Genomic DNA, 18,770 nt, shown 5'->3' with positions numbered 1-18,770 from the left:
GGTAGCAGGATCAGTGCTCGGAGCGGATCCGGGTGAGCGGGGCCGCTGCCGTCGCCATGAGTACTGCGCCGAAGACCACGAGGGCAACGTAGTTGGTGGTCCCGCCGCCGACGCCCAAGAGTGCTGGGGCGACGAATGGGACGATCGAGAACGGCAGCGTCAGTGCGATGTTGATGACGCCGAGATTGCGTGCGGCGGCGCGCTTGTCCCTCATTACGGTGATGGCGAACGCGATGTAGGTGCCCATCATGATGCCGGCGGATACTCCGGTAACCAGCGTCACGCCGAGCAGGAACAGACCCAGCGTGGGTGCGATCGCGATCACGATCATGCCGGCGACCCCCACGCCTGCGGCCGCGGCGAGCATCGGCTTTCGCCGTTTGAGACGATCCCCAACCCACCCGGCAAGCGGGCCGACAGCGAACGCGAGGACGCCGGGAATGACATAGGAAAGCGTGATGGCGTCCGACAGTTCCGATACCGGCACTGCAATGTGATCCTGCAGCAAGTAGACGGTGTAGGTGGCAACGACGCCCAGGCCGCAGGAGAGAAGGAACAGTGCGAGCAACAACCATGAGAAGTCGGGTTCGCGGCGGGGGTTGATGAAAAACGAACCGAAGAATTCTCTGACGCCAAACTGCGCAGAGGCGGGCGCGGGCGCGTCGTCTCTGAAGATCGCGACCAGAGCCGCAGCAAATACAAGAGCGACCGCGACGGGGAGGCCGATCTGGGCAAGGATGCTGGTGGGGAACGCCTGAATGAAGAAAACGCCCAGCACGATTGACGCGGACGACGCCGCACCCGACAGAGAGCCGACCAGACCTTGTTGCGACGTCGGCACGCGATCGGCGACGATGGCAAGTGTCGCCGCAATGGCAGCGTTCACGAATGCCTGCATCAGGATCCACCCGAGCAGCAGCATCGGGAAGCTGTCCGAGAAGCCGATCACGGCAGCGCCGACGGTTGTTCCGACAAGTCCGATCATGATCCATGGACGACGGCGTCCGAACCGGCTGCGAGTTCGGTCGCTGAGTCGTCCGAAGAACGGGTTGGCGAGGACTGCAGTGAGTGTGCCGACGCCGGCGGCGATCGAGTAGCTCGTGGTCTTGCTAGCGGGGTCGATCTCCGCGATACGCAGTGCGAGCGTGACGGATGCAGGCAGATTGATGGCCATCCAGATGCCGAACATCGCGAGCGCGTAGATCGCGATGAAGCCGGGTCCGGCGCGCTGCACGGAATCGGCTGGGGGAATGGTGACGGGCGCGGTCATCTTAACTTCCTCATCGTTGAGCGATAGAAACCGGAAACGTTACCGGTAACGATTCCGGTGACGCCTCCGATACGATAGACGATGATCGGCATTCCGGTCAAGGAACACGAGTGGAGCCTCGCTATGACGCATCGGGTAACTCTCAGAGATGTGTCGAAAGCTGCGGGAGTCGGCATGGCCACCGTGTCGAGAGCGCTCGCTGACCATCCTGACGTCAGTGCCGAGACGAGGGACCGCGTGCGTGCGATCGCGCTCCAGCTCGGCTACCGTCCATCCGTCGCTGCCCGCGCGTTGCGCAATGGCGGGTTTCGTGCGATCAGCGTGATCGTCCCCGACGACGGGTGGGGCTGGTGGGAACCTGTTGTCCATAGCGCATTTCAGGCCGCCTCATCCGCAGGCTTCCAAGTGCTCGTGCACCCGATCGCCGGAACGGACGGGGGACTCGCGGCCGTTGTGGAAGGGTTGGAGAACATGCCGACCGAAGGTGTGATTGTGATCAGTGTCCGGGACCAGCAAGCCGTCCGGGAGGCCTGTGATCGAATCGGCATCCCAGGCGTTGCCATCGATGACTCCAGCCTGGAGCTCCGGTTTCCGACGATTTCTCCCACCAATCGAATCGGCGCCGGGGACGTCGTGGCGCACCTTGTGCGACAGGGGCGCAGACGGATCGCGTTCCTGCGACCTTGGCTGGTCGAGGGCCTTCCGGGTTGGGGCGATGGGTTGTTCATCCGTGAGCGCGAGCAGGGCTACCGTGATGCGTTGTCTGCTGCCGGACTTCCGATCGACGAACGTCTCATCTTGGACGTCGCACAGCGACCGGAAACCGAGGTCTACTGCGAAGAACTCAACCAACTTCTCGACGCCGGCGTCGTCCCGGACGCGATATTCTGCGCGTTCGATGGCTTGGCTGCTCCGGTGCTCCGCACGCTCTCTTCCCGCCGCATCCGTGTGCCCGCTGAAGTCGCAGTCGCGGGATTCGACGACGAACGCGCCGCTGTCCTCGTCAGCCCTCAGCTGACCACCGTGCGGCAGCCCTTCGACGAGATGGGACGGGCAGCCGTCGCTCTGCTGCTGCAAGCTGTTGAAGGAACACCCGCGCCGATCATGCGACACGAGTTCGGCACCACGCTTGTCGAACGCGCCTCGACGGGTCTCGAACGCGCCTGAGGCATCGCTCCACAGAGGAAACGCGCAGACTGTCATAATAAAGATTATCAGCCTAGTTTCCGTGAATCCTCCCTGGAGGACTGGGCGACACAAAGCGGCCCCGATCGGTTGATCGGGGCCGCTTCGTGTTCATCTCACGCGTCTTGCTTTGCACGACCTGTGGTGCGGGTCTTGCGGCGATCGTTGGTTGCTTCCGTGTTGGCAAGCAATGCGACCAGTGCAGGATCTCCGAGGAATGCCTGCTCTGCGGCGGTGTATACGAAAGCCGGCTCGAAGATGATCGTGCCGTTGGGCTCTTCGCGAGCGATGTAGTTGTCGTGGTGCGCCATGCTTCCGAGGCTGACTCGCTTGCGGGCGTCCACGCTGACCAATGTTCCGTTCATGTGGTGACTCCTATCGTCCCTGGCTGGACAGATGCAGTGCGCCGGCCTTGTCCGGTGCGCTGCGGGTGGGTGCATACGGTGAGGCTCTGGCGGAGCCTGGACCGTGCATCACGTTGTGCCGGCGCCTCTCGGCGAACCAGCTGCAGGCAGCTGTCGCTGCTAGCTCACAGAGTGTGTAGTTGCTTCACTGGGTGTGTAGCCGACTATACACGTATTTTCCCACTATGGGGTAATACGGAAATGGGGTTTTGCCGCATAGGGGTCAATCGATCTGGTAGACTGTCTCCATGAATGTAGAATATCATAACGATGCCGCCGACAAGCTCGACGGATACAAGGACCTCGACGACGATCTGCTCGAGGCCTACGACAAAGCGATCGACAAGCTCTGGGAGGACAGCCGTGAGCTGTTCCTGCGGAGCACGTTCCTGCGACCGCCGGGTTCGTACGTGGTCGAGGTGTTCGTCCCGGGGCGGTCGACCGACGATCACTACTACTTCTTCTGGGTTGAAGAGCCAGGCAACGTTGCCTTCATTCGGGCTGTCGCCACGACGAAGACGAAGATCGTATAGAAGGTGCCCCTGAGGCTCTATCGCTCGGGATCAGCGCGCCGCACCCCCGTGGCGACTCGGCTCATTCGAGCAGTGTAGGAGTCGAGTCGTCGACGGACGTTCGAGTCCACAAGCGGCCATCCAGTCCGTAGACGATTTCTGCGGTGAACCGTGTCAGCGGCGCCCCGGACAGTTCGTGACTCTCAACGTTGATCAGTTCAACCTGTACTTGTTCCTGACGAGTCTCGTTGCTCTGGAGACGGAGGGGAACTTGCGGATAGCTCTTCGCTACCAGCGGAGGGAGAAACCGCAATTCCTTGATCGTCACTGGGCCTGCGGTGTCGTTCGTCACGGAGAAGTGCACGCTCGTCATGAGCAGGTCGGAGCCGCTGCCTTGTCCTGCCCCGCCAGCGATTGACACGCTGACTCGTCGCGCCGCGGACTCCAATTCAGCAGCTGCCTGCAGCAACTCGCGTTGTTGAGTTGCAGCCAGGGCCTCGTCGGCCTCGCGCTGTGCTTGGTCCCTATCGATGCGTTGTTGCTCGCGATGCGCTTGGTCCGCTCGAAAGGTCTGAACCGCCCACAGGAGCGTGAGGACCGTAGCGGTCGCACCAAACCAGGTCCCTGTTGCTGCGACCCACTCGGATTTGAGCTTTCCGATCCACAACAGGGCGACAGTCGCTCCTACCGCCACGCCGGCGACGGCCCAAATGATGTGGACAATTGCCGCCCTGCCACGATTGTGCATGGACGACAGGTTAGCGATTCAGCGTCTGGGTAGAAAGCGATCATTGTCTGGGAGCAGTAGCTCGCCGGGGCGGTGCGGAGCTCGGGCACGAAGGCGGCTGGTTCAACGCGAAGTGTCCGACGCGGAGCTGACGTCACCAGCGAAGCCGTAGTGGTTCTGAACCTTCTTCGCGCGGTTGTCTAGCGCGGCGCGGCGGCGATGGTCGAAGCTGGGGCTGTGAACGGCAGCCGGGTATTCGACGCAGCGGAGATTGAGGGCGAGCTGCGGGACGCCAGAACGGCAGCGCTGGAGATGGTCCGTGGTGCTCGAGGGGCGCTGTCTGGCGCCGTCGACTTGACGATGGGTTATCTCTCCTTCCTTGGGTTCGTCGAGCGTGCACAAGCGTTTCACCTAGGAACGGTGGACATGGTCGAGGCCGGCAACCCGCTTGCTGCGGCGACGCTCCTGCGATCTTTCGCTGAAAACCTCGCAGTCGTCTTCTACATCGAGAAGCACCCAGGAGAGATGTCGAAGCTCTATCCCGGAGCCGAGCAGGGACTTGCAATGGGCAAGGTGATTGCCGCAGCACAGAAGAGCTTGCCGGGCTTCAAACGACTACACGATCACCTGAGCTCGATGGCCCACCCGTCAGGTTCCGGAGCCTTTCAGACACTGCGCACTGAGCCAGATGGTCGTATCTTCTGGCAGTCCCACCCGACGTTTCTGTCCAACGAGGACGCTCTGCAGTATCTCAAGTGGCTTGCTGAGCTTCGAGGGCTCACGGCGACGGTTATCAGGAACACGGCTGCGGGCTTCGCGGCCGCTGAGTCGAGTGCACACCAGTCAGGCTGAGATCGATCAACTGGTCGATGCCTACGAGGCATGAGAAGTGGGGTGGTGGAGACTCGAGTCCCAACCACCCCGTCGGTGCCAGGTGGTGGCTCGTGCCCTACCTGCTACGCGCTGCGCGTCCACGGCGGCGAATGGCTCACCTGAACCCGGGTGGCGTGCTGTAGCGCCGTGGGGCGTCCACTCCATAGCTGGTGTCGATCGCCGGCGGCAGGATGACGCCGGGATGCTTGTGCGCGAGGTGGACGAAGAGCTGCCCGGATTCGTCGTTCGGGTTCTCGACGGCCCACACCCGGCCCGGGTAGAGCTGCAGGAGTGCTTCGACCATGGCGGAGGCCCATCCTTGACGGCGGTGTACTTTGTCGACGTTGATGACCGTCACCAGGCCGCGCGCGCCCCGCGGACCGTCCCAGACCTTGTACTGTACTTCGGTCCATGCGTGTCGGTGCCGTCTCTGTGGGCTCAAGTACGCCGTTAGATGGCTGGGGTACTCATGCAAGCGCGTGATCTGGAACCGCCGTTCTCCGACGCTGACGCGTGGCAGTCGGCGGCGTTGCCACCGACGCTCAACACGACCGCGTAGTCGCTGCAGCATTATCAGGCCGCCGCGCAGCGCCGGCACTAGCCGCCACCGGGCGGGATCTTCATCCTCATGAGGATGCGGAGGGTCTTGTAGGCGCGCTTGCCGACTGGCCCTGGAAGCAGCGTCAGAATCGCGAACAGCGCCACGAGTGTAAGGAAGACCAGGCTGACGATCTGGAGGGCACCGAGGGGGACGGCAAAAGCGTCTGCGAGAGGGGTGAGGTCGACTGGGGGCACTGTTCGTCCGAATCAGGTGCCGTTCCTCGCCGCTAACACCGATTGTTCGAATGGCTGTCGATCTACTCCGACCGCGGAACCCGCCGCGTTGCTGTCTTAGTTACCATCCACCGCGACAATTGTTCGGCGAGAACAATTCGGCGAGGGCTCTAAGTTGGCTGTCGGTTGTTGCTGATTTCAATGAGCGTCGCGTAAACGAGGCTCTCAGTTCCCGGATCGATGTTCTGATCCAGGCTCCTTTCAAGAGGCCTCAATTGTAACAGCTGCTCCGTCGCGGCGGGGTCTCAGAATCGATCGTTTTGGAACAGGCGTAGGACGAAGTGCGGGGCACGACCGACAGGTCGCCCAACCCGCCGCTAGCCTGAGGTGACCAACAAGGGGGTCCCGGTGGGGAACGAAGAAGTAGAGCCCGTCGAGATTCGAGCCGTGTCCGAGCAGCGGTTCAAAGCTCATGTGGTTTGGGCGCGCGGACCTGGAGGTTTGCCGCCCATCAAAGAGGTTGAGTGGCTGGAGATCGAGCCCGCACGGGTCTTTGGGACGATCTTTCTGGACCTCACCGACAAGGACTTACACAGCGCCGTCATGGCTCCGGACCTCGCTGGGAGGTATCGCGGCGTGGACATCCTCCAAGACCACGCGAGCATCCGTGAGGCCGTAGAGCGGACTGCGGCGAGCATGGCTCGTGTTCACAACGACTACGACAACGAGCGAGCACAGGGCGACGAGAAGCCTTCGGTGGACTTCTTCGCGAAGGTGGCGAAGGAGAACAAGCTGCACGAACGTTTTAAGTACCTTCGCGACAGCCCGAGTGCCATCGCGGCAAAGCGGCTGATCGAGGTCGCTATGCGCTGGTACGAGAACCAGGACGGCTCCTACATCGAGCAGTTTCAGACGACCGGCTTCGATGCGCGGGTCTGGGAACTCTATTTGTGGGCCGTGCTGAGAGAGGCGGGCCACCGGGTAGAGCAGCCCAAGCCTGCGCCTGACTTCTTGGCACGAGGCATCGTTGGCGACTTCTATGTGGAGGCAACCACCTCGAACCCTCCGCCTGCCAATCAGGTGGTGCCGCTCCCCACGACCGAGGAAGACATCTTCGAGTACGTGCACAACTACCTGCCGACTCGGTTCTCGGGTCGGCTGTGGGAGAAGCTGAACGACAAGGGGTACTGGACCCGCGAGGGCTTGGATCTGACTATCCCGTTCGTCATCGCGATCCAGGACTTTCACCATCCTCTCTCTATGACTTGGAGCCAATCGGCCCTCTACGAGTACCTGTACGGTGTGCGCATCGAAGACGTGGAGAGCGAGGGCAAGATGCAGAGGGTTGAAGTGCCGGTTGCTCAGATCAAGTGGGGTACGAAGGAGTTCCCTTCGGGCTTCTTCAAGCTGCCCGACTCGGAGCACGTCAGCGCTGTCGCATTCAACGCGGCTGGAACGCTGACCAAGTTCAACCGCTTGGGGATCGCGGCAGGCATGGGTGATCCGAGTGTGGCCGTGAAGCACGAGGGGCGACGCTTCTCGAAAGACAACACAGGTGTTGAAGAAGCCTTTTCGCAGATAGTGACTCCCGGCTACGAGGAAGACTGGACCGACGGCTTCACCGTCTTCCACAATCCGAATGCGCTCAATCCGCTTGCCTTCGAGGCGTTCCCAGGAGCGGCACACGTCTTCGAAGAGGACGGGTTACGCAAGCAGGTCTTCCCCGCCGGTCACCTCGTGTCGAGCACGACGGAGATCGTGTCGCACTACTGAGGGTGTCCGTAAACCATCGTTTTCGGGCTACGTTCCACGGATGAGCTGGCGCAGCGATGCAGACGCTTCGAGGAGCGCGATGCTACGTTCCGCGATCCGCTTGAGTCGGACGGCCAGCAGCTCATCTGCATCAGTCGGATTGGCGTAGTCACGCAGCCGTTCGAGAACGGCTGCGATCGTCGGAATGCGGTGACCGCCGGCCCGGAGTGCGGAGACGATCCGCGCGTCGATGATGGCATGCCATGAATAGCGCCTGGCCTGGATGGAACCGATACGGTCAGGCCGCACCAACCCTTGGGATTCTGTTCGAGGTGCCGGTAGATGCGAAGTGTCCCGCTAAGTCCAGCCGTCGATAATCCTCTGTTCTTCTTCAGTGGGTGGTGATGCCGGCGGAACGTGCGGTGGCCACCAACGTGACACGACACGAGTGGGTGCGTTCGGTTGTCCCTCCCACCGTGAAGGCGACCAGAAGCGGAAGAGCATGTTTCCTGATTTGGGATCTGGCTGGCGACTGGAACGAAAGCTCTGTGCATCGGGGAGGAAGAGTCGCTCGGCAATCAGGTCTCCGGGCCGCGCAATCGCGAAGCTGTGGGCATTGGCCAGGAGTGCAGCGTTCAGATCCACTGTCTCGTTGATGCTCAACGTCGAGCCTGGTTGCCGTGGCTCGATGTCTCGCCGGTAAAACGCAGCCACGCGGTATGGGCCGATCGGGAATGCGAGGATCGGCGCACCCCAGACGCCACCGCTGAGGGACGGGTTTGCCATGTCTTCATGCAGTTCGAGCATCGGCTCGTCGGAGGTGATCAAAGCGCGCGGCGTCTTGTAGATCGCGAAGTGACGCATCGTGATGAGCCCGGCGACATGCGTTGCCGTATGCGCAAAAACTCTCAAATCCTGCTCGCGCGTGAGCGGGAGCTGAGACGGATCGCTTCGAAAGCGCTCGACGTCAGCCATTATCGTCTCGATCGAATCGTTGGCGGTGTAGGCGAACAAGTCACCCTGGCGAAGGTCATTCGCGAGATTCTCCGGGCCATACGCATCGAGAATCTGCGTCAGCTCTGCCGCCAGCATCGCGCGTCGCTTTGCGCGCGCCTTTCGGCCGCGCGTCATCTGCACTGCGATGAAGAGGGCGAGCCACTGGTGCTGCTCTTCATCGAGGTCTCCTGGTCGATCTGTATCGAGCACGGCGAAAGCTTGTGACGCGTGTCCTTCAACCGCGGAGAGCCACGCCTCCCAGTACACGACGGGCAGACCGCGCGAGTCGGGCAGGCGATAAAAGTCCGTCTCGAACGCCGCGCGCTCCGGCGCAGGTTCGTAGGCGTTGCGATCTCGCTCAAGGTCAATGACTCGGACGCGATCTTCAATCGCCCAGCGCTGCAGATAGAAACGCGGCAACAGATGATGACGCCTCGGCTCCTGCCCAGCAGCGGTCATTGCTTCCGCGTTTCGCCAGGCGATCTCCCAGAGATTTTCAGAGCGGTTGGTCATCATCTTGGATTGTTGAGGTCGCTGTTCGAAAACGGGGACGGAGCCAGAATCCTCATATCGCCAGCTTAGAAGCCGTCGCTGATGCTGCACTCACGGAGTCCAGGGCCGCTTGACGAAGATGTCCCAGTCGCGCTGGCCTGAGACACAACTCCTGGAGCGTGCTCCAGGATGGGGGTGTGGAGAAGCAATGAGGTTTCAGACTGCTCGTGACATTGCCGCGTTGAGGGCCTCGCAGGTCCGCGTGCAGATTCCCTCTTGGGCGTATGGCGGAGATCCAGCAGGACTAGCTGGTATGGCCGGATGGGCGCTCGAGCACGACGGATCTGGGTGGCTCGTGCGGAACGCGGAGGCCGCCAAAGGTCGACCCCCGCGTCTCATCCGCGTACTGGACACCGGTTCGGAGTCATCCCCAGACGATGAGTCGACATACGTCTCGCTTCGCGAGCTCAGCGACTTCGACGGGATTCTGACGGCCAACCTCTGGGAGCGAGCTGTCGCGTTCCGTGACGAACTTGTCGAAAAGTACCCCCACGATGCGGCCGCGATGCTCACCGGAGCAATGGCTCTGTTCGGCGCCGCAGCAACTGCCGGAGAGCTGCCGGCAGTTGCTGCGGCAGTGATGCCGGAGCTCCACCGAAATGCGCTCCCGAACGCGCGCATGTTTCTGGTCCGCGGTTCCACTGAGCTCGCGGGGCGTCTTCAGATGCCGGGAGTCTTCCTGCGAGTCTCTGATGATGCCCCGAAGCCGAGCAGTGGTGACCTGCACTTCCAAAGCGCTCACCATCTCACGTCGGACAGCATGGTCGGCCTCGGTCCCTTCTTGGCGCCGGTATTCAGCAGTCTCTCGCCACACGTCTGGGGGATCAACATCCCTCGCATCGGTGGCTCGATTGCGATCGTGTTCGGAGAGTCGCTTCCGGGTAGGAGAAGCTTCGCAGTCGACCTTCTCGACACGGCCTCGCCTACTGGAAACGAAACCCGAGCCGACCCGGTCGGTGCAATTGAGAGATCGGCATTTCGCGATGCCCTGCGGTGGTGGGCCAGCCGACTCGACTTGCTCCTGTCGCACGCGACCGAGCCTGCGGTGAATTCAAGGGACGGGCAGTGGGAACCAGGTCGTGCGCAGCAGAGGATTATCACCCTGACGCAGGTATTTCGAAGTTGCCAGGCCCTCGCGACGTCGAGCGACGACCACACACGTCGAGTACTCATGTTCAATGTGCTCGATCAGCTACCCGGGCTGAACCCACAGTGGAACTGGAGCGCGCTGACGAAGCCGAAGGCTGCCGTCGAACGGCTCGACAAGATAAGACTTCGGATGCCAGCCTCCGTGCAGACGGTGCTGCTGCCTCGAGCCGAACGTGCCATTGAGGGTCTGCGCGCTGTGGCAGCAGGCTTCTTTGCGGCCGAGCTCCTCGATGGCGACGGTATCCGGCTCCCCGACAAGGCAGGCGGCAACGTGACTGTCCCGCGAGTAGATGCTGCGTCTGAATGGCTGCGGGTGCTTCGGAACTCTACCCACGGCTTCGATCAAGGCCTCACCCCTCGCCAGGGGCTACTGCTCGAAGCGCACAACGGGCGGGTGCCGGCGACAGTTGCAGACCTGGCCTGGTTGCATCTCGTCTATCTGATGGCCTACCCGGAGCTTCTGGGCGGCACCGCGGCAGTATTGGCTCGGCGCCGAGCTGACACATCCGCGTGACGTCGAGCGTTCACAACTTGTCGGCAACGCCGATGTGCTCAGGCCATCAGAATGAGGAAGCTTTGCTCTTAGCATCGGCCTGGTGGCGGTAGAGCGTTGCTCTGCTCCAGCCAACGAGTGCCGCTGCCTCCGCGGCGGTTCGACCGCGGCTGCGGGCTTCGGCGACGAGGGCGAGCTTCTCTTCGATGATGGCGGGGTTCACCCGCGGACGCCCGAATCGCGTGCCCGACTCGCGTGCCGCGGCGATGCCAGCGTTGACGCGTTCGACGATGAGCTCGCGCTCGTACTCGGCCAGGGTGGCGAGCATGTGCAGCATTAACCGGCCCGTCGACGTCGCAGGGTCGATCCCATCCGAGAGCGATCGCACATGGACCCCGCGGCCGCGTAGGAGCTCAACAGTGTTGAGGACATCGATGAGGGAACGCCCTAGTCGGTCGATGCGCCACACGATCACGGTGTCTCCGGTCTCGGCGTACTCGAGCAGCTTCGTCATCCCAGGCCGCTCGATCGCGGTCTTGCTGCCAGAGGTCACATCAGCGAATACATCGCGTTTCTGGACGCCGGCGTCGACGAGTGCGTCGAGCTGCAACTGCCCGTCCTGGCTCGCGGTGCTCACTCTGGTGTACCCGATCTGCCTCATTACACCAGCATGTCTCAGAAAGTCGAGCGAGACGGAGTGGGACACGCCGAACTGTGAGACGAGTTTTCGAGACATTGGGCGGGCCGGAAGATCTGCGGATCTGCGCGCCTGAATTCGCCCAGGTCGACGATGGAACGTGTGTCTCGTAAACCTGTAGGTTCCTGACGCATCGAAGGCCTCCGGACGATGAGTGTTGGGGCGACGGTGGGTATTGCCCCAATTTTGTCAAGACTGACACGCGTACAAGTGAAATCACGCAGTCGATGTTGCGGTGATCTTCAGGTTTCTCGTACCTTCGGCCTCGTTGCTCTGACTTTGGGGGATATGTGGCCGCTCGACGGTTCATGCGTGCGGTGCTGGGTTTTGCGATTGTCGGAGCGTTGGTCGGAACCATTGCGCAGCCTGCCGCTGCTGACGAGCCCGACGAGCCTGGGAAACTCGGCGAATCGTCGGTTTTGGAACCGGCGCTGACCGGATCCTCGGAGGACGCTGCGCTTCCACAGGGCGAGGCACCTGTGCCGATGGAGATTGAGAGCCTTCCTCAGCCGGCGGAACCGGTGGAGGAGGCGCCCGCCCCGGATGCTGATCCCGAGTTCGACTCTGTGTATGAGGTGGATCCTTCGTCGGCCGAGGTCGTTGACCGGAAGGCCTACTCGGAGACGTACGAGGGGCCGGACGGATCGAACGTCACGAAGTTCTCCGACGTGCCGCTGAACGTGAAGATCGATGGCGAGTGGAAGCCGGTCTCCACAGATCTTTCAGGTCGCGGTCCGTTCCAGTGGTTGGGCCAGGGCGGCGCTGAAGTCGCGCAGCACCCCCTCGCTCCGGTGTTCGCTGGACGAGCGGACGAATCGCCGCTGCTTGCGATCACGAAGAACCTCCGGGAGATCACTTTCACTCTCGAGGGAGCCTCTGCATCGCCGCTGCAGCGCGACATGTTCCCCTGGAGCGATGTCAAGGAACGTGCCGTTTACCACGACGTCTTCCCGACTACGGACCTTGTGTACGAGGTGACCCCGGCCGGCGTCAAGGAACTCTTCGAGCTCAAGGCGGCGCCGGGCGCGTCGGGTAAAGCCTCATGGCAGTGGCGAGTTTCCACGGCTGGACTCGATGTACGAATCGATGGGAACGGCGACATCGTCTTCGAGAACGAACTTGGTGTGCCAGAGCTCGCCATTCCACGTCCGACGATGTGGGACTCGGCAAGCAAGAGGGGCGATCGGGCAAACGCCCAAACCAATGTGGACGTCAGCGTCGAGCAGGACGGCAAGGATTGGCTTCTCTCGCTGGAACCCGACCGCAACTGGCTGAACAGCGCTGATCGCGTCTACCCAGTCTTCGTTGACCCAGACCTTTACTCAACAGCGGCCGAGACTCACACCTACAAGACCAATGGTCAGTACAACCACAATTATGGAATCCAGGTCGGAAACACCAACACAAACGGCACCTGGCGCGCGCTGGCGTTGTATAACTGGGCATCGATCTCGGGCAAGCAGGTTCTCGACGTACAGGTCGGCCTGGCGGGCCAATCGCGTGATTCAACGACCACCGTACGGGCCGGAGGCTTGTGGGTTGCGACAAGCTTCCAGTACAACTCACTAGGCACCTTCCTAGGCAACGCCACTTACAACAATGGCAACGGGCTCGTCGACGATGATCGACTCACCAGTCAGGTTGCAGCGTGGACCCGAGCTGGCACGACGGCGATGCATTTCACATTCACCGGTGAGGAGTCCAACACCTACACGTATAAGCACTATCAGGCGTCTCAGATGTACGTCTGGTGGAAGGAGTACCCCACCGGTGGCACCGTCGATTCTCCGACGGCTCCTGCACACGATGCCATCAACACGAACCTGACACCGACGCTGAAGATCAAGGGCGTGACCCCTGCGCCCGGCACTTCGCTGCAGTACCTCTTCCGTCTCAGCGAAAATCCCAACCCGGACGTCGGCACCGTTTGGGATTCCGGATGGCTGGCGCAAGATCAGATCCAAGTTCCCGCGGACAAGTTACTCCCCGGCCGCAAGTACTACTGGCGTGCCTTCGTCAGAGATAACTACGACGGCGTGTTCGGAACGTCAACCACTCGACCGGTTGGCACGTGGGCTTTCACCACGGCCAATGTCCCCGTGGTGGACAAAGCTTCCTCCCAGCCACAGGACCGCAGTATCACAGTCACTGACTCGCCCGTCCTCGCGGTCGCAGCGCCACCAAATCCAGCAGGCCGTGCGTTGAAATATCGCTTCCGCATCGCGACCGGACCCGACACCAGAACGGGAGGGGTCCTGTTGTCGAACTGGTTGGACGCCCCTCAGTGGCAGATACCAACGGCATCGCTGCAGGATGGAACCACCTACTCTTGGACCGTTCTGACGAAGGATGTGGGATACGACGTCGAGTCGACAACTCCCTGGGTTGCCACCTTCACCGTCAATAAACGCTTGGGGGCCGACAGCATCTCGCCCACCGACGTCGCCGGATCCGTCGCCGTAAACCTGGCGTCGGGGAACGCGAACGTGCAGTTCTCATCACCCACCGTCTCCACCGTCGGCGGGCCGATGGGAGTCGGATTCAACTACAACTCGCTCACAGAGTCGAACGCCGGACTGAAGGCCGAGTATTTCGACGCCACCGCCAAGCCTGGCCAGACCCAGACCTACGACTTCGCGACAGCCACCCGGGTGCTGCAACGCACGGACAAACTCATCAGCTTCAACTGGGAGACAGGGTCGCCTGGCGCCGAATCGCCGGGCGCGAGCGTGCCCGCGGACCGGTTCTTGGCGCGCTGGACAGGGTTCATCTCGCCGAACGTCGCCGGCGACTACTACTTCGGCACGCGACAGGACGACGGGGCGAAGCTGATCATCGACGGAACAACGATCATCAACAAGTGGGCGAACACAGCATTCACGCCGGCACCGGTCTTCGCGACCACCGCAAAGACCCTGCCAGCTGGCCCGAAACCCTTCCAGTTCGACTACTACGAGGCATCCGGCCCCGCAGGGATCGAGCTGTGGGCGAAACTGGGCCCGAACGGTGCACCCTTCATCGTGCCGGCCTCATGGTTCACGAAGTCACCGGAGGTCTTGCCCGACGGGTGGGCGACCTCGGCGATCCTCGCCGGCGACATCGGCAGCTACACGCGAGTTCGTGTCGAAGAGGGGTCAATTACCCTCACTGACTCGAAGGGTGGAACGCACTCCTTCACGCGGGCTGCCGACGGCGGTTACCGGCCACCCGCAGGGGAGACGGGAGTCGTCTCCCTGTCGAGCAACAAACTCGTCACTTTCACAGACGCCGCCGGCATCGTGCACACCTTCCGAGCTGATGGTGTCATCGACCAAGTCGTCAGTCCGATCGACATCGCAAAACCGGCCGCGCCCGCCCTCGAGTACAACGCTCAAGGGCGAGTCAAACGAACGTACGACCGGCTGAGCACTTCGGCGGTGCCTCGGGACATCCGGTACTTCTACGGAGGGGACACAGCTGAGGCTCCGTTGACGCGCGCCGACTCGAACCTTGCGACCTCCGCCTGCCCAGCCCTCCCCGGCGGCAGCGAAGCTCCCCTCGGCATGCTGTGCCGCATCGTGTACCCGGGTCACCAGCCGGGTACGACCGACACCACCCGTCTGTTCTACGACGCTGCCGGACGGCTCATCGGGATCCAGAATCCTGGCAACCAGAACCTCAGCTTCAGCTACGACGCATCCCGCAGGCTCACGGCCGTCCGAAATGTCGCGCAGAACGACTGGCTGCTCGCGGACCCCGCCCGCACAGCTAGCAACACGAACCAGACCGTCATCTCGTACGACGCGGCTGGCAAAGCCGCTGCGGTGACCCTGGCTGCACCCGATGGTGTCAGCCCGAACTTGCAACCGGGCAGGAAGTACACCTACGAGGCCGGGGCGACGATCGTGAACGCGGTCGCGGACGACGGATCCGATTCCCTCGCGCGAACCGTCACCTGGGATGCTGCATGGCGTGGGACCGGCGAGACGTCCCCGTCAGGGCTGAGCTCCTCAGTCGAGTGGAGCAGTCGAGACCAGATTCTGTCCACAACGGACGCCACGGGTCGAATGATCACCAACCTCTACAACCAGTCAGATCTCCAAACCGATTCATACGGGCCCGCGCCGGCGTCCTGCTTCGGTTCCGACAAGCGCCCGCTCTCAAGCTGTGCAACGGCGCCGGCGCATACGTCGACGAACTATGACGAGGGCCTACGCGGCCTCTCCACAGCCTGGTACAACAACCAGACCTTGAGCGGCGTCCCGAAAGTTATGACGCAAGGAATCCCCACAGTCCCGAGTGGCCTTGTAGAGAAAGACTGGAGTTCCGCCTCACCGGTCTCCGGGATCGCCGCAACCAATTGGTCCGCTCGCATGACGGGAACGATCACCTTCCCCGCCGCGGGCAAGTATGAGTTCCAGACCTACTCTGACGATGGCTCCCAGGTCTGGGTCGACGACAACCTCGTCGTGAACTTCTGGCGAGGCGGCGCATGGGCACCGTCACCCGTAGGCATCGTCAATGTCGCCGAAGCCGGCCAGGTGTCCCGAATTCGCATCCACTACTACCAGGACACCGGTCCAGCAGCGCTTGTTCTCAACTGGAAAGCACCCGGCAAGACGACCTTCACCGCCGTCCCGGGCACTGCCCTGAGCCCTGCATACAACCTGGCAACATCCACAATCACGGACGACTCGGCACCACCTGGTGCACCTGCCGGCATCGACAACACTGACGTCCCCGCAAGCAAGACGACAACCTCGTACGGGGCATCACCCTGGCTCGGGATCGCAACCGAGACAGCTCTCGACCCAGAAGGGTTGAACCTGCGCACCCAGGCTGGATACTCCGATACCTACAACCGCCGCACCTCACGCATGCTCCCGGCGGGCGTTGCCTCTGGACAATCACTCGCAGTCGCTGGGACCACCTACAGCTACTTCGGGGACACCCAAACGATCAAGGCGGCCCTGCCTGACGATCCACAAGTGAAGGACGCCAGCTCACACATCTGCGGGATCCCCAAGACGACCGCTCAGTTCGGTGCGTTGAAGAAGTCCACCCCGCCAGCCGGGGCAGATGGCGCCCGGGCTGAGACGCAGTATCTGTACGACCTGTGGGGCCGAGAGGTCGGGACGAAACGCTCCGGCGACGCAGATTGGACCTGCACCACGTTCGACCTTCGTGGTCGCAGTGTTCAGACCGTTTATCCCGCGACTGCGCAGCAGGTCCCACGAACGGCTGTGTTCTATTACAGTGTCACCGCGCCCCTCACCATGATCGCGGGGGACTCCGCCGGTGCTACCACAACGACGGTCGACCTACTCGGTCGGACCACCACCTACGCCGACGTTTGGGGTGCTGTCACCGAGACTCAATACAACCGGCTCGGACAACCGACAATGACGACACTCAAAACCCCCAGTGGACCAGCTCAAACGTCGCAATCCACCTTCGACATCGATGGGCGCCTCACCGGGGTCACACAAGCGGGCATCTCGGCGACGCCAAGCTACGTGCAGGGCGAACTTGCGTCGGTCAGCTACAGCAACGGGGCATCCCTCGAAGGAGTCCAGCGCAACGGCGCTGCGGCACTCACCGACCAAACCTGGTCATTCCCAACCGGAGAAGCAGTCACCGACTCCGTCCTGCGATCCCAGTCGGGCAGGATCCTCTCGAACACACTGCTGGACGGGGACGAAGCGTACGAATCCCGCTACACCTACGACACAGCAGGCCGCCTCGTTGCCGCAGCAATCCCAGGCCACAACCTCAGCTACGGTTACGCAGACGGCTGCGGCGCTAATACTCGAGCCGGCATGAATGGCAACCGAACCTCCGCCACCGACCAGGTGGTCGGGGGAGGAACCACCTCGACCGCGTACTGCTACGACTGGGCCGACCGACTGACGTCCTCACAGATCAGCGGAGCAGTGGACCCGACTCGAGGGCCTGTGTCCCAAGGACTGGCGGCGACGTCGTTGGCATACGACGCCCACGGCAACACCACGAAACTTGCAGACCAGACGATCAGCTACGACATCGCCGATCGCCACACGAAGACGGTCGTCCAAGCCGGTCCAATCGTCGAGTACCTTCGCGACGTCACGGGCCGCATCGTGCAGCGAACAGAGACACCGTACGGGGGAGGGGCGCCGACCGTCGTGAGATACGGCCACACCGCCTCCAGCGGTGGCGCCGCGTTCACACTTGACGGCGCCAACGCAGTGCTCGAGCTCATGGTGAACCTGCCGGGAGGCGTGTCGGTGACCATGCGCGGCGCGGCACAGCTGTGGTCTTACCCGAACATCCACGGAGACATTGTCGTGACGGCCGATGCTGGAGGTGCTCGAAGCCCGAGCGTTCACCGCTACGACCCGTTCGGGCAGGCGGTTGACCCAACCTCCGGGGCACTCGGAACAGTCTCAGGGAACGACGCAGGACCTGACACGCTGACTGGTGACGCCGACTGGGGCTGGCTTGGGCAACACCAGAAGCTCACCGAACACAGCGGGAGTATCAGCACCATTGAGATGGGCGCACGGCAATACGTGCCCGAGCTCGGACGATTCCTCGAGGTTGACCCGGTCGAAGGTGGAGTCACCAACAACTACGACTACCCACCAGACCCTGTCAACCGATTCGACCTCAGCGGCGAACGAGCCTGCATCAACGAAGAATGTCGCGGCCTCAAAATCGGACCAAACGGAAGCGTCACTGGAGAACGGCTCCCACCACGCCCTCAACCAGCGAAGGCGAAATCGTACGGCGACCGGGTGGCCGACAACTGGAACAGCACCTGGGCAAACGTTCCGATCAACTGGAACAAGACCTGGACCAAATTCTTCGACAACCCCCAGGCGAGAACCTGGAACGACGCTGAGTTCACTGGTTCCTTCAGCGGTTGTGCCGCAGGCTGCTTCAGTGCCGGTACCGGTGGTACAGGGGTGGGAGGTGCCGCCGGGCCAAAGGGGTTCAACCTCACCCTCACGGTTGGCGCAAAAACCCGAAGGCTAACACCGTTAACTTCAGTTGTAGCGTCTCGCCGGGAGTCGGAGCCGTTGTTGGAGCCGTCTGGGATGGAGGAGATGGATGGTTCCCGTACATTGGAATCGTCTTCGGCGGGGCGGCTAGCTGCGGAGGCGTAAACAACACGCCGTACTAATTGAAGGGGAAGAGGAATCATGATCGTAGTGGCCGTCGTGCTCGTGGTCGTAGGAACCGTGGTTGTGATTTTCAACCGCCCGGTCGAGAGTTTTATGAGGCGTGTTGGAAACTGGACTCTCCCGAAAGAATCTGAGTTCGCGCAAACCCCTCGCCCTGGCGCAACCATTGTGGGCGGTATCGGCGGGGTCTGCCTAGGTATCTTCATGCTCATCCGCGCCCTGAGCTAGTCGACGGGCTCTA

Annotated in this window: 13 protein-coding genes; 6 read left to right on the top strand and 7 right to left on the bottom strand. The window is 62.1% G+C overall.

The genetic code is table 11. From position 1 onward, the window contains the following. Positions 1–10 precede the first annotated feature (10 nt). Positions 11–1,270, bottom strand: coding sequence for an MFS transporter (locus BWO91_RS14240; protein WP_079003009.1), 1,260 nt, complete (start codon positions 1,268–1,270; stop codon positions 11–13). 81 nt (positions 1,271–1,351) lie between these two features. On the opposite strand from BWO91_RS14240, the gene BWO91_RS14235 reads away from it, so the two are divergent. After that, complete coding sequence (locus BWO91_RS14235; RefSeq protein WP_240555517.1) at positions 1,352–2,437, top strand: LacI family DNA-binding transcriptional regulator; 1,086 nt, start codon at positions 1,352–1,354, stop codon at positions 2,435–2,437. Positions 2,438–2,571: 134 nt separating this feature from the next. Here the strand turns inward: BWO91_RS14235 and BWO91_RS14230 are convergent, their stop codons facing one another. Next, positions 2,572–2,820, bottom strand: a complete 249-nt coding sequence (locus BWO91_RS14230; protein ID WP_079003008.1) for a hypothetical protein — start codon at positions 2,818–2,820, stop codon at positions 2,572–2,574. 287 nt (positions 2,821–3,107) lie between these two features. On the opposite strand from BWO91_RS14230, the gene BWO91_RS14225 reads away from it, so the two are divergent. Beyond that, the gene (locus BWO91_RS14225) at positions 3,108–3,392 is read left to right on the top strand and encodes a hypothetical protein (protein WP_079003007.1); all 285 of its coding nucleotides are present in this window, start codon (positions 3,108–3,110) and stop codon (positions 3,390–3,392) included. 61 nt (positions 3,393–3,453) lie between these two features. On the opposite strand, the gene BWO91_RS14220 is transcribed toward BWO91_RS14225, so the two are convergent. After that, a complete protein-coding gene (locus BWO91_RS14220; RefSeq protein ID WP_079003006.1) occupies positions 3,454–4,119 on the bottom strand; it encodes a hypothetical protein in 666 nt (221 codons plus the stop codon). A 198-nt stretch (positions 4,120–4,317) separates the two neighbouring features. On the opposite strand from BWO91_RS14220, the gene BWO91_RS14215 reads away from it, so the two are divergent. Beyond that, the gene (locus BWO91_RS14215) at positions 4,318–4,950 is read left to right on the top strand and encodes a hypothetical protein (RefSeq protein ID WP_153303476.1); all 633 of its coding nucleotides are present in this window, start codon (positions 4,318–4,320) and stop codon (positions 4,948–4,950) included. Positions 4,951–5,086: 136 nt separating this feature from the next. On the opposite strand, the gene BWO91_RS14210 is transcribed toward BWO91_RS14215, so the two are convergent. Beyond that, a complete protein-coding gene (locus BWO91_RS14210; protein WP_079003004.1) occupies positions 5,087–5,275 on the bottom strand; it encodes a hypothetical protein in 189 nt (62 codons plus the stop codon). 878 nt (positions 5,276–6,153) lie between these two features. Between BWO91_RS14210 and BWO91_RS14200 the strand changes: the two genes are divergently transcribed. Further along, positions 6,154–7,518, top strand: a complete 1,365-nt coding sequence (locus tag BWO91_RS14200; RefSeq protein ID WP_153303475.1) for a hypothetical protein — start codon at positions 6,154–6,156, stop codon at positions 7,516–7,518. 27 nt (positions 7,519–7,545) lie between these two features. Here the strand turns inward: BWO91_RS14200 and BWO91_RS14195 are convergent, their stop codons facing one another. Then, positions 7,546–7,806: a hypothetical protein gene (locus BWO91_RS14195; protein WP_079003001.1), complete on the bottom strand. Its 261-nt coding sequence runs from the start codon at positions 7,804–7,806 to the stop codon at positions 7,546–7,548. Between the two features lie 48 nt (positions 7,807–7,854). Then, complete coding sequence (locus BWO91_RS14190) at positions 7,855–9,009, bottom strand: DUF4238 domain-containing protein (protein WP_079003000.1); 1,155 nt, start codon at positions 9,007–9,009, stop codon at positions 7,855–7,857. Positions 9,010–9,298: 289 nt separating this feature from the next. On the opposite strand from BWO91_RS14190, the gene BWO91_RS14185 reads away from it, so the two are divergent. After that, the gene (locus BWO91_RS14185; protein WP_079002999.1) at positions 9,299–10,708 is read left to right on the top strand and encodes a hypothetical protein; all 1,410 of its coding nucleotides are present in this window, start codon (positions 9,299–9,301) and stop codon (positions 10,706–10,708) included. 46 nt (positions 10,709–10,754) lie between these two features. On the opposite strand, the gene BWO91_RS14180 is transcribed toward BWO91_RS14185, so the two are convergent. Next, the gene (locus BWO91_RS14180; RefSeq protein WP_079002998.1) at positions 10,755–11,348 is read right to left on the bottom strand and encodes a recombinase family protein; all 594 of its coding nucleotides are present in this window, start codon (positions 11,346–11,348) and stop codon (positions 10,755–10,757) included. A 521-nt stretch (positions 11,349–11,869) separates the two neighbouring features. Here BWO91_RS14180 and BWO91_RS14175 point away from each other — a divergent pair. After that, positions 11,870–18,511, top strand: coding sequence for a PA14 domain-containing protein (locus BWO91_RS14175; RefSeq protein ID WP_167620490.1), 6,642 nt, complete (start codon positions 11,870–11,872; stop codon positions 18,509–18,511). Positions 18,512–18,770 lie beyond the last annotated feature (259 nt).

Source organism: Plantibacter flavus (assembly GCF_002024505.1).
Lineage (GTDB): Bacteria > Actinomycetota > Actinomycetes > Actinomycetales > Microbacteriaceae > Plantibacter > Plantibacter flavus_A.
This window is presented reverse-complemented; position numbering and strand designations above follow the sequence as displayed.